This is a genomic window from Corallococcus sp. AB038B (assembly GCF_003668955.1).
Taxonomy (GTDB): Bacteria; Myxococcota; Myxococcia; order Myxococcales; family Myxococcaceae; genus Corallococcus; species Corallococcus exiguus.
Window position 1 is genome coordinate 1 of the sequence record NZ_RAWO01000025.1, and the last position, 13,641, is coordinate 13,641.

A 13,641-nucleotide genomic window follows, 5' to 3' on the forward strand; every position below is an offset into this window, starting at 1 on the left:
GCTTCCCGGTGACGTTGATGTCGCCGATGGCCTTCCTCAAGCGGCCCATGGCGTGGCTGGAGGCGGTGTCGCGCTTCGGGGGCACCATCAGCGGTGGGCCGAACTTCGCGTTCGACTTGTGCGTGCGCAAGAGCACGCCGGAGCAGCGGCGGGCGTTGGACTTGAGCCGGTGGGAGGTGGCCTTCTGCGGCGCGGAGCCGATTCGCCCGGAGACGCTGGAGCGCTTCGTGGAGGCCTTCGGCCCCAGTGGCTTCCGGCGAGAGGCCTTCTACCCATGCTACGGCCTGGCGGAAGGCACGCTCATCGTCTCCGGCGGGGAGAAGTCGGCGCCGCCGGTGTCGGTGACGATTTCAGGTGAGGGGCTGGAGCGGCACCGCGCGGAGGAAGTGAGCGCGGCGCAGCCCGGTGCGCGCACGCTGGTGGGGTGTGGCCAGACGCTGGCGGAGCAGCGACTCGCCATCGTGGACCCGGAGACGCTGGAGCGGCGTGGGCCCGGTGAAGTGGGCGAAATCTGGGTGTCGGGGCCGAGCGTGGCCCAGGGGTACTGGGGCCGGGAGGACGCGACGCGCGAGACGTTCCAGGCGCGCATCGCGAGTGAGAACGGCGGACCGTACCTGCGCACGGGTGACTTGGGCTTCGTGCGGCCGGAGGGCGAGCTGTACGTCACGGGGCGGCGCAAGGACCTCATCATCCTGCGAGGGCGCAACCACTACCCGCAGGACCTGGAGGCGACGGTGGAGGGAGCGCACCCGGCGCTGAGGCCCGGGGGCGGCGCGGTGTTTTCGGTGGAGGTGGGGGGTGAGGAGCGCGCCGTCGTCGTGCAGGAAATCGACGTGCGGCGGCTGGGCGGACTGCGTGAGCAGTTGGCGGCGGCGGATGCGGCGGTGGGCACCATCCGTCAGCGGCTGGCGGAGTCGCACGAAGTGCAGGCGCACGCGGTGGTGCTCATCGAGCCGGGCAGCCTGCCCAAGACGTCCAGCGGCAAGGTGCAGCGGCACGCGTGCCGAGCTGCCTTCCTCGCGGGAACGTTCCAAGAGGTGACGGCGTGGCGGGCGGAGGGCTCGCAATCCTCCGATGCGCGCTCATCGTCGGCCGAGGCTCCCCTCCTCTCTGTTCCAGCAGCTGCCTCGGTCGAAGCTGGGCCGAAGGCGGAAGCGGCGCTGCCTGAGAAGCCGGGCGCGGAAGCACTGGTGGCATGGCTGCGCGACATCGTGGCCCGGCACACGCGCATGCGCCGTGAGGACATCGACGTCGATGCTCCGGTGACTCGCTACGGCCTGGACTCATTGGGCGCGGTGGAACTGGCGCACGAGGTGGGTGCCGGCACCGGGCTGACGGTGCCCATGGAATGGCTGCTCCAGGGGCCGAGCATCACGTCCCTGGCCCACAGGCTGGCCTCCCTCCGTGACGCGGCGGGCCCCGCGCCTCTTCGCAGAAACGTGGGCGGCGACCGCGAGGCGTCCTCTTCGCAGGCCCGGTTGTTCTTCCTGTCCCGGTACGCCCCCGGCGACGTGTCCTACAACCTGCCCGCCGCTGTGCGCCTGGAGGGCGAACTGGATGTGGCCGCGCTGGAGGGCAGCCTCGTGGCGCTCGCGGCCCGGCATGAAGGACTGCGGACCTCCTTCCGCGAGGCCCCGGGGCAGCCCCGGCAGGTCATCGCGCCGGACGCGTCCCTGACGCTGGCGCGCGTGTCACTGGAATCCCTGCCCGCCAACGCCCGCGAGGCCGAAGCGCTCCGCCTGGCCCACGAAGAGGCCCGCCGCCCGTTCGACCTGGAGCGCGGACCGCTGGTGCGCGCCACGCTCCTCACGCTGGATGCGCGGACCCATGTGCTGGTGCTCGTCATGCACCATGCCGTGTCGGACGCCACGTCCATGGCGGTGCTGGTGCGCGAGGTCTCCGCCCTCTACTCGGCGCTGCGTGAAGGCCGCCCGTCGCCCCTTCCCGCCCTGCCCCTCGACTACGCTGACGCCGCCGACTGGCAGCGGGACACGCTGGACGGCGCCGCGCTGGAGTCGCGGTTGGACTCCTGGCGGACGCAGCTCGCTGGGGCTCCCCAGCTGCTGGATCTGGCCACGGATCGGCCGCGTCCCTCGCGGCGTGGGTCCGCGGGCGCTCGGGTCCCGGTGGTGCTGGAGGCTGGCCTCGCGACCTCCGTCCGGACGCTGGCGGAGCGCGAAGGCGTCACGCCGTTCATGGTCCTGCTCGCGGCCTTCCAGACCGTGCTCGCCCGTCGCGCGGGCCAGGACGACATCAGCGTGGGTACGGCCATCGCGGGCCGTCAGCGCGCGGAGTTCCAGGGGCTCGTCGGCCTCTTCGTCAACTCGCTGGTCCTTCGCACGCGACTGTCCGGCGCTCCTTCGTTCCGGGAGCTCCTGGGCTGCGTGCGGGAGACGGCGCTGGGTGCGTACGCGCACCAGGACGTGCCCTTCGAGCGGGTCGTGGAGGCGCTCCGGCCTCCTCGCGAGCTCGCGCACACGCCGCTGTTCCAGGTGATGTTCAACCTCCAGGGCGCACGCGTGGACGCGCCCGTCCTGCAGGGGCTCCAGTCCCGGCTCCTGGACGTGCACACCGGCACGTCCATGTTCGACCTCACGCTGTCGCTCGCGGAGTCCTCCCAGGGCTTCGAGGGCTGGCTGGAGTACGCCACGGAGTTGTTCGACGCGGACACCGTGGCGCGGCTGGCCGGTCACTTCCGCGTGCTGCTGGAGGCCGCCATCTCGGCACCGGAGACGCCCATCCACGAGCTGCCCTGGATGACGGACGCGGAGCGCCACCAGGTGCTCACCGCATGGAACGACACGGCCCGCGACTACCCCTCCGGCAGGACCCTTCCCGAGCAGTTCGCGCTCCAGGTCGCCCGGACTCCGGACGCCATCGCCGTGGAGGACGGGGACCTTCGCCTGACGTACGCGCAGCTGGAGGCGCGGGCCAACCCGCTCGCGCACTTCCTCCGTGCTCGGGGCGTGGGCCCGGACGTGCCGGTGGCCGTGTGCATGGAGCGCTCCGTGGACTTCGTCGTCTCGGTGCTCGCCATCCTCAAGGCGGGCGGCGCCTATGTGCCGCTGGACGCGTCGTACCCCGCGCAGCGGCTGGCGTTCATGATCGAGGACGCCCGGCCCCGGATGCTGCTCACCACCCGCGCGCTGCGTGAGCGGCTGCACGTGCCGGACGCGACCCTGGCCTGTTTCTTCGTGGACGCGCTGGCGCTCGATGATCAGCCCGTCACCGCGCCGGAAGTCACCGTGGGGCCTCGCAACCTGGCCTACGTCATCTTCACCTCCGGCAGCTCCGGCCGTCCCAAGGGGGTGGCCAACGAACAGCGCGGCGTGCTGCGCCTCGTGCACGCCGAGCCCTACTCGCGCTTCGGTTCACGCGAAACGGGCATGCTCTTCGCGCCGCTGTCCTTCGACGGCTCCGTGATGGAGCTGTGGACGATGCTGCTGCACGGCGGCCGTCTGGTCATCTTCCCCGGCAAGGTTCCCGCCGGAGACATGGACACGCTCGCGCGCGTGGTGGATCGCCACGCGGTCAGCTTCGTCCACCTGCCGGCGGGGCTCTTCTCGCAGTTGGTGGAGCACCGGCCGGACATCCTCGGTCGGCTGCGCGAAGTGCACGTGGGCGGCGACGTCGTCTCCGCCCCGCATGTGCGCCGGGCGGTGGAGTTCCTGGGCCGGCACGTCATCAACGCCTACGGCCCCAGCGAATGCTCCGTGGCCGCCGCGTTCTTCACGGTGGAGCGGCCGGAGCAGGCGGGCGCGTCGGTGCCCATTGGCGCGCCGCTCGCGAACACCACGGCGTACGTGCTGGACGCGCGGCTCCAGCCGGTGCCGGTGGGCGTGCCGGGGGAGCTGTTCCTCGGCGGTGATGGCGTGGTCCGGGGCTACGTGTCGCGGCCGGACCTGACGGCGGAGCGCTTCGTGCCGGATGCCTGGGGCGTGAAGCCCGGCGCACGGCTGTACCGCACGGGCGACCGGGTGCGCTGGCGCGCGGATGGGACGCTGGACTTCCTGGGCCGCACGGACCACCAGGTGAAGGTGCGCGGCTTCCGCATCGAGCTTCCGGAAGTCGAAGCCGCCCTGCGCGAGCTGCCCGAAGTGCACGAGGCCGCGGCGGTGGTGCGCGAGGACGTGCCCGGCGACAAGCGGCTCGTGGCCTACGCGATGCCTCGCCCGGGCCAGGTGCTGGAGCCCACGCGGCTGCGAGAGGCCCTGCGCCGCAAGCTGCCCGACTACATGGTGCCGTCGCTGTTCGTGGCGCTGCCCACCCTGCCCCTGAACCCCAGCGGCAAGGTGGACCGCAAGGCCCTGCCCGCTCCGGACTCGGAGGCCACCGGCCGGCGCGAGCGCTACGTGGCGCCGTCCCACCCGCTGGAGGAGCGGATCGCCTCCACGTGGTCCCGTGAGCTCGGGGCCGACCGCGTGGGCACGCAGGACCACCTGTTCAACGACCTGGGTGGCACGTCGCTGTCCGTGATGCGGCTCGCCTCGCGCTTGAAGGAGACGCTGGGCCGCGAGGTGCCCGTGGTCTGGTTGTTCGAACACCCCACGGTGGAGTCGCTCGCCCAGCGGCTGGAGAACGAGTCGCGGGGAGCACCCGCGCCGTTGCCCACCGCGCCCGGCCACCGTCCGCGCGAGGCGTCGAAGCCTGGCGCCTCCGGGTCCATCGCCATCGTCGGCATGGCGGGCCGCTTCCCCGGCGCGGGAACGGTGGAGGCGTTCTGGCGGAACCTGCGCGAGGGCGTGGAGTCCATCACGCGCTTCTCCCCCGAGGAGCTGGAGCACCTGCCTTCCCTGCCGGAGGGTTTCGAGCTCTGGTACCACCCGGCCTTCGTTCCCGCCGCCGGTGTCCTGGAAGACGTGGAGGGGTTCGACCACGCGTTCTTCGACATGTCGCTGCGCGAGGCGCAGTTCACGGACCCGCAGCAGCGGATCTTCCTCCAGACGGCGTGGGCCGCGCTGGAGGACGCGGGCGTCAACCCGGAGCGCTACCCCGGCGCCATCTCGCTGTACGCGGGCGCCGCGGCCTCTGGATACGCGGAGGCCGTGCGGCAGGCGATGCCGCTGGACGCGGCGTCCTTCTTCGAGCTGAACGGCACCGCCACCCACGAGAGCCTGCCGACGAAGGCGTCCTTCAAGCTGGGGCTCACGGGTGAAAGCACGTTGCTCTACACCGCGTGCTCCACGGGCCTGGTGGCCGTGCACCTGGCCTGTCAGAGCCTGCGGGCGGGGCAGTCCGACGTGGCGCTCGCGGGGGCCTCGCGGCTGTCGCTGCCGCAGCGCACGGGCTACGTGGCGCAGGAGGGCCTCATCTTCTCCCCGGACGGCCACTGCCGCGCGTTCGATGCTCGGGCCCAGGGGACGCTGCCCGGCAACGGCGTGGGCACGGTGGTGCTCAAGCGTTTGGAGGACGCGGTGCGAGATGGGGACGCCATCTACGCCGTCATCCGGGGCTCGGCGCTCAACAACGATGGCAAGAACAAGTCCGGCTTCACCGCGCCCAGCGTGCAGGGACAGGCGGCGGTGGTGTCCCAGGCGTTGGCCAACGCGGGCGTGGCACCGGAAGCCGTGGGCTACGTGGAGGCCCATGGCACCGCGACGCCGCTGGGGGATCCGATTGAAGTGGCGGCGCTGACCCGTGCGTACGGCTTGGGCACTGAGCACCGGGGGCGCATCGCGCTGGCGTCGTTGAAGACGAACGTGGGCCATTTGGACACGGCCGCGGGGCTGGCGGGCCTGATGAAGGCCGCGCTGTCGCTGCACCACGGAGAGATTCCCCCCAGCCTCCACTTCGAGAAGGCCAACCCGCAGATCGACTTCGACGCGGGTCCTTTCTTCGTCAACACCACCTTGCGGTCGTGGCCTCGGAGCGAGACGCCTCGCTTCGCCGCGGTCAGCTCCTTTGGCATTGGTGGCACCAATGCCCACGCCATCCTCGAGGAAGCCCCCATGCGGCAGAGTGGTTCGACGACGCGTTCCCACCAGCTCGTCGTGTTGTCCGCGCGCTCGCCGGAAGCGTTGGAGGCGGCGGCGCGGCGGTTGGAGGCGACGGGCGTTGGGGACTTGGCGCTGGCGGATCTGGCGTTCACGCACGCCGTGGGTCGCAAGGCGTTCGAGTACCGCCGCGCGGTGGTGGTGACGGACGCGGAGGACCTGGCGCGGCAGCTCCAGAAGCCGGTGACGCTGGCGAAGAGCCCGGGCAAGGCGCCGCGTGTGGCGTTCGTGTTCAGCGGACAGGGGTCGCAGCGGCTGGCCATGGGGCGTGAGCTGGCGGAGGCGTCGCCCCTGTTCCGAGCGCACCTGGAGGCGTGCCTCGCGTTGCTGGACGCGCCGCTGCGGGCGCGGGTGTCGGCCGTGCTGGCGCCCGAGGCCGATGCTTCGGCGGACCTCGCGGACACGCGTGTGGCGCTGCCTGCGTTGTTCAGCGTGCAGGTGGCGCTGGCGCGGATGTGGCGGGACCTGGGCGTCATGCCGTCCGCGGTGATGGGACACAGCTTCGGTGAGTACGCGGCGGCGTGCGTCGCGGGGGCGCTGTCCTTGGAAGACGCGATGCGCCTCGCGGTGGCTCGCGGTGAGCTGATGCACCGGATGCCGCCAGGCGCGATGCTCGCGGTGGCCCTGCCCGTGGAACGTGTGCAGTCGTTGCTGTCGGGCCGGCTGTCGGTGGCGGCGGTGAACGCTCCGGATCGCTGCGTGGTGTCCGGTCCGGTGGAGGAAGTGGAGCGGCTGGAGGCCGAGCTGAAGGCCCAGAAGGCCGGTGCGGTGCGCATGCCCGCGCCGTACGCGTTCCACTCCGCGGACGTGGAGCCGTTGATGCCGGAGCTGGCGCGCGTGGTGGGCACGCTGCGCTGGTCAGAGCCCACGGTGCGGTACGTGTCCAGTCTCACGGGGACGGGCGTTCTGCCGGGGCAGCTCGCGGCGCCGGACTACTGGACGGAGCAGATGCGCCAGCCGGTGCGCTTCACCCGCGCGGTGGAGTCGCTCCAGGCGGAAGGCTGCACGGTGCTGCTGGAGGTGGGACCGGGACAGGACGTGACGCCGCTGGTGCGCGCGAACCTGACCCGGCCCGAGGCCGGTCCTTCCATTCTCGCGCTGGCGTCACTGCGGGTGGGCGGGAAGACGACGGAGCAGATGGGCTGGCTCCAGGCCGTGGGCGAGCTGTGGACCGCGGGCGTTACCGTGGACTGGAACGCGTTCTACGCGCACGAGCAGCGCCTGCGGCTGCACCTGCCCACGTATGCGTTCCAGACCAAGGCGGTCTGGGTGCAGCCGAGAGCGCGTGCCACGACGTCTCCGTTCGCGCCTCCGTCGGGGAGTCCCGTCCGGACGCCGCAGGCTCCGGCCGTGGCCCCGGTCGCGCCCACTGAGCGTGCGCCCGAAGTGACTTCCGATGTGGCCCTGGTCACCGCGTCGGTCCGTGCCCCCCAAGCCGTGTCCGCGATGACGGCCACGGTTTCGGTCCGTGCTCCTCAAGCCGCGTCCGCGATGACTGCGACGATGAGTGCCCCCCAAGGCGCGTCAGCGACGACGGATCCGAACGGCGCTCGTCAGGGCGCGTCAGCGATGACGGATCCGGCCGGCGCTCATCAGGGCACGTCAGCGATGACGGATCCGAACAGCGCTCATCCAGGCGCGTCAGCGACGACAGATTCGGCCGGCGTCCCACAGGCTGCGTTCGCGATGACGGGCGGGGCTCCGGAGCACGGGGTGCGTGCGGAGGCGGGTGCGTCCTCGCACGGGTCGGCCGTGCCCACGGATGCAGAACCTATCCCCGCCCTCGCGTCCCCTCCCCCTCCCGGTCGCGACGACGCACCTCGTGGAGACATCGAGGAGCGCGTGGCCGCGCTGTGGCGCGACCGTCTAGGCCTGGAGTTCGTGGGCCGCCATGACGACTTCCTGGAGCTCGGCGGCAACTCACTGACGGCCGCGCAGCTGCTCAATCAGCTCCGTGATGCCTTCGGCGTGAACCTGCCGCTCGCCGCCCTCTTCGAAGCGCCCACCGTTGCCGGCATCGCGGGACGCCTGGAGCCCTTGCTGCTCCAGGCGCCCCAGGTCGCCGTCTCCACGGAGCTTCCGCTCGTGCCGCTGCCTCGCGACGGTAGCGAGCTGCCGTTGTCCTTCGTGCAGGAGCGCGTCTGGCGCCTGGAACAGCACCTGCCCGGTCTGTCCGCGTACAACCTCCCGTTCGTCCTCCGGCTCGAAGGCGACCTGGATGCGGACGTGATGGAGCGCGGCATCCAGGAGATCGTCCAGCGCCACGAAGCGCTGCGCACGACCTACGACACCGTGGACGGCCGCCCCGTGCAGCGCTTCCACGCGAACATGCGAGTCCCGCTCACCCGCGTGGAGCTGCGCGGCCCGATGGAGACGCGCGAACCGGAGGCGCTGCGGCTCGCCCGCGAGGACGCCGTGAAGCCGTTCGACCTGGTCCACGGCCCCGTGTTGCGCACCACCCTGGTCCGCCTGGACACGAAGCTGCACCTGCTGATTGCCAGCATCCACCACATCGTCAGCGACACGATGTCCATCGCCCTGCTCGTCCAGGAGCTGGGCCAGCTGTACGACGCCTTCGTCCAGGGCAGGCCGTCTCCACTCAAACCGCTGCCCCTCCAGTACGCGGACTTCGGCGCGTGGCAGCGCCGTGGCATCACGAGCGGCCGTCTGGCCGAACAGGATCAGGGCTGGCGGCAGCGCCTGGCCGGCATGCCGCGCCGGTTGGATCTGCCCACCGACCGGCCCCGGTCCAACGAGCCGCTCATCTCCTCCCAGCGCATGACGTTGGACTTCCCGCCCGCGCTCGCCCACGAGCTGGTGGCCTTCACGCGCCGCGAGGGCTTCACCGGCTACATGACGGTGCTCGCCGCGTGGCAGACGCTGCTGCACCGCTACTCCGGCCAGACGGACGTCGTCGTCGGCACGCCCATCGCCAACCGCACGCGTCCGGAGCTGATGTCCCTCATCGGCTACGTGGCGCACTCGGCGGCATTCCGGACGCGCTTCACCGAAGGCCTCACGTTCCGCGAGCTGCTGGCCCAGGTGCGCGGCGAGGTCGCGGACGCGCAGACGCGCCCGGACGTGCCCTTCGAGTACCTCGTGGAAGCGCTCGTCCCGGGCCATGACATCGGCCGGGGGCGCATGACGGACTCCGTGTTCGTCTACCACACGGGCGTGAGCTCCTCGGAGACGCTGGAGCTCATCGGCGTGCGCGGGACGTTGGTGGAGGTGCCGGGCACGCCCGTGCAGTGGGGCTCTACCCTGAGCGCGCTCACCCTGGTCCTCTTCGAGTCCCCCACCCGCGTCCACGGCGCGCTGGAATTCGCGTCGGACCTGTTCGACGCCGCCACCACGGCGCGGCTGATGGAGCACTTCCAGGTGCTGCTCGGCGCCGCGCTCGCGAACCCCGACACGCAGGTGGCGCACCTGCCGCTCGCCACGGATGACGAGCGACGCGCCTGGCCCACGCCTCGCGCCACACCGGGGCTGGTCCCTGTCCCCACCGCACTCGCGGAGCGGCGCGCGCGCCACGCTGGCGCCACCGCCCTGTCGCAGGGGGAGACGCACTGGACCTGGGCGGAGCTGGGCGCTCGCGCGGACGCCCTGGCCGCGAGGTTGAAGGCCCTGGGCGTGAAGGCTGGAACACCGGTGGCCGTGTGCCTGCGCACGTCGCCGGAGAAGCTGGCCGCGCTGTGGGCCGTGCTGGGCGCGGGCGGAGCATGCGTCGCACTGGGCCCGTCCGACCTGAGCCACCTGCCCGTGTACGCGCTCGAAGGCGCCCCGGTGCCGGTGCTCGTCACCACGCGCGCGCTGGTGGCGTCCGTGCGCGTGGACGCGGCGCGTGTCGTCTACGTGGAGGATGTGCCAGCCGCGAGCGAAGCATCCGCCACCGTCGAGCACGCGGAGTCGCACGCCCTGGCGTGGCTGCTGCCCACGGGCCGGGGCCAGCCCGCATGGGCCCTGGGCCACCGGGAGCTGGCGGAGTTCTTCACCGGCCTGGACACGCGCCTGTCGCCCCCGGACGGCGGCGCGTGGTTGGCCGCGAGCGAGCCGTCCTCCGACCGTCCGGAGCTGGAGGCCCTGTGGGCGCTCACGCGTGGTCTGCGGGTCGTGTTCCCGCCGGAGCGGATCACCGCTCGGCTGGTGGGCCTGGGCGATGGAGGCCCTCGCGCGAAGGCGATGGACGTGAGCCTCATCTACTTCGCCAACGACGAGGACACGCTCCAGGGCCCCAAGTACGAACTCCTGCTGGAGGGCGCCAAGTTCGCGGACGCGAACGGCTTCTCCGCGGTGTGGACACCGGAGCGGCACTTCCACTCGTTCGGCGGTCTGTATCCACAGCCGGCCGTGGTGGCGGCGGGCCTGGCCACCGTCACGAAGAACCTGCGCCTGCGCTCCGGCAGCGTGGTGTTGCCGCTGCATGATCCCCTGCTCATCGCGGAGCAGTGGTCCGTGGTGGACAACCTGTCCCAGGGCCGCGTGGGCCTGTCCGTGGCCACGGGCTGGCACACGCAGGACTTCACCTTCGCGCCGGCCAACTACGAGAAGCGGCGCGACATCCTGCTGGAGAAGCTGTCCACGCTGCGCGCCCTGTGGCGAGGCGAGCGCTTCAAGCGCCCCGCGGGCGCTGGCAGCACGGCGGAGGTCGGTCTGCGCCCGAAGCCGGTGCAGAAGGAGCTGCCGGTGTGGCTCACCGCCACGGGCAACCCGGAGACGTTCCGGATGGCGGGCGAGCTGGGCGCGGGCGTGCTCACGGGCTTGATGTCGCACACGCTGGAGGAGCTGAAGCAGAAGGTGGCGCTGTACCGCGACGCGTGGCGCCGCAACGGGCACCCGGGCCGCGGCCACATCACCTGCATGCTGCACACGTACCTGGGCGACGAGGAGCAGGAGGTGCTGCGCACGGTGCGACAGCCCCTGCTGTCGTACTTCCGCAGCTCGGTGGACATCAGCACGTCGCTGCTCCAGGCGCAGGGCATCACCGACGTCCAGAAGCTGTCTCCGGACGACATCAACGCGGTGCTGGAGCGCACCTTCGAGAACCACGCGAAGAACACCGGCCTGCTGGGCACGGTGGACAGCGCGCTGAAGCGTCTGCGCGATGTGCGAGCGGCGGACGTGGATGAGGTGGCGGCGCTCATCGACTTCGGCCTCGACACCCCGGTGGTGTTGGAGGGCCTGCGGCGGCTCGCGACCGTGCGTGAGCGCATGGACGCGGAGGCCGCCGCCCACCAGGAGCAGGTGCTGGTGGAGGCCGAGGCGGGCGTGGAGGGACTGCTGGAGCTGGCGCGCCAGTCCGGCGCGGTGCTGCTGCACACGTCGGCGCGGCTGGCGCGTTCGCTCAGCGAACTGCCCGGCGCGCGAGAGTCACTGTCCCGCGTGGGTGCGCTGGTGTTGGAGGGCGCGTCGGTGGAGCTGGGCTCGGCGCTGCATCGGGCCGCGGGCGTGGAGGTGTATCTGTCCGGTGACGCCCAGGAAGGCGCGCTGCTGCCGCGCACGTTGGCGGAGCGCATCCCCGCGAACCTCCAGGCGTGGGTGCTGGATGTGGCCGGTCAGCCCGTGCCCGTGGGCGTGGTGGGTGAACTGGCCCTCGCGGGTGCGGGGCTGCCGTCCGCCCTGTGGCGCGCGAGTGATGAAGAGCACCGCCGCCTGGTGCCGCACCCTCGCGAGGCTTCCGCGAAGCTGTTCCGCACCGGCCGTCATGCCCGCATGCGCGGGGATGGCCGGTTGGAGCCAGTGGCCTCGCCGTCGCGGCTCCCGCCTCCGCCCGTGGCGCGCCCCGCCGTCGTGGAAGCACCGCGTCCCGTGGCGCCCGTCGCCCCGGCGGTCGTGAACATGACCCCACCGCCCATCCCGCGCGTGAGCCGGGATCAGCCGCTGCCGCTGTCCTTCGCGCAGCAGCGCCTCTGGTACCTCCAGCAGATGGAGCCCACGAGCAGCGCGTACAACAACCCGGCCATCTTCCGGCTCAAGGGCGAGCTGGACAGGGCCGCGCTCCAGGCCGCGCTGGACGCGATGGTGGTCCGCCACGAGGTGCTGCGCACCACCTACGCCCTGGAGGGGGACCACGCGGTGCAGGTCATCCACCCGCCCCGAGGCCTGCCGCTCCAGCACTGGGACGTGCCCGGCGACACGCCTGAGGCGCGCGAGGCGGCGATGCGCGCGTTCTGCCAGGACGCCGTGCGCCAGCCGTTCGACCTGGAGCAGGAGGTCCTGCGCGCGGCGCTGATCCGCCTGGGGGCCCAGGAGCACGTGCTGCTCGTCACCTTCCACCATGCGGTGTCCGACGCGTGGTGCACCCTGGTCATCGCGCATGAGTTGACGGTGAACTACACGGCCTTCCGCGCGGGCCAGCCCTCTCCGCTGCCTGAGCTGCCGGTGCAGTACGCCGACTACGCCGTGTGGCAGCGCGCGTGGCTGGAAGGCGGTGTGATGGAGAAGCAGGTGGCCTGGTGGAAGGACCACCTGGCCGGCGCGCCTCCGCTGGAGCTACCCACGGACCGGCCTCGCCCTGCGGTCATGTCCTCCGCGGGCGCGCGGCACACCTTCCTCCTGCCGACGGCGGTGTCCGCGCCGCTGCTGGCGCTGGGCCGCAAGCACGGCGCTACGTCGTTCATGGTGCTGATGGCCCTCTTCCAGACGGTGCTGTCGCGCTACTCGGGGCAGGACGACTTCGTGGTGGGCACGCCCATCGCGGGCCGCACGCGCCCGGAGGTCGAGTGGCTGATGGGGTGCTTCATCAACACCCTGCCCTTCCGCTCGAGGCTGTCCGGCCAGCCGTCCTTCGTGGAGCTGCTGGGGCGCGTGCGCACCCAGGCCCTGGAGGCCTACGCGCACCAGGACGCTCCCTTCGAGCGCGTGCTGGATTCGCTGGATCTGCCGCGCGACCTGAGCCGCACGCCGCTGTTCCAGGTGAGCATCAACGTGGTGAACATGCCGGAGGTCCAGGGCCGGCTGTCGTCGCTGGAGCTGACCCCGGTGGAAGTGCCGACCGGCACGGCGAAGTTCGACCTGGGCATGGAGGTCGTGGAGGTCAAGGACGGCTTCAACTGCGGCATGGAATACGCCACCGCCCTCTTCGACGCGGCCACCATGGAGCGCCTGGCCCGGCACATGGTGGGTCTGGCGCGCGAGGTGGTGGCCCATCCCCAGACGCCCGTCGCCCTGCTGCCGCTCATGGACGCGGCGGAGCGCCAGCGGGTGCTGGTGGAGTGGAACGACACCTTCCAGGACTTCCCCCAGGACGCGCGCATCCCGGACCTCTTCGCCCGGCAGGCCGCGGCGAGGCCGGACGCGGTCGCGGTGGAGTCCGGCGGCGAGCGCCTGACGTACGCGCAGCTCGATGCGCGGGCGAACCAGTGGGCGCACGTGTTGCGTGAGCACGGCGTGAGCCCGGACGTACTGGTGGCGGTGTGCCTGGAGCGCTCTCTGGAACTCGTCGTCGCGCTGCTCGCCGCCGTGAAGGCGGGGGGCGCGTACCTGCCGTTGGAGCCCAGCTACCCGGCGCCTCGGCTGGCCGCGATGCTGGAGGACGCGCCCGCGAAGGTGCTGCTCACCACGCGAGCCCTGCGCGCGGCGGTGCCCCTGCCGCCGGAGCTGCCGTCCGTCTTCGTGGAGGAGCTGTCCTCGCGGGACCTGCCCACGGCGC

The 13,641-nt window shown here is 72.0% G+C and carries 1 protein-coding gene (only partly in view); it reads left to right on the forward strand.

Annotation, left to right across the window (positions count from 1 at the left end; all coding sequences use genetic code 11):
* Positions 1-13,641 carry part of the coding region annotated (locus D7Y04_RS42095; protein ID WP_121763019.1) for a non-ribosomal peptide synthase/polyketide synthase on the forward strand (this coding region is incomplete at its 5' end). 16,256 nt of the annotated region lie beyond the right edge of the window, so 13,641 of the 29,897 annotated nt are shown.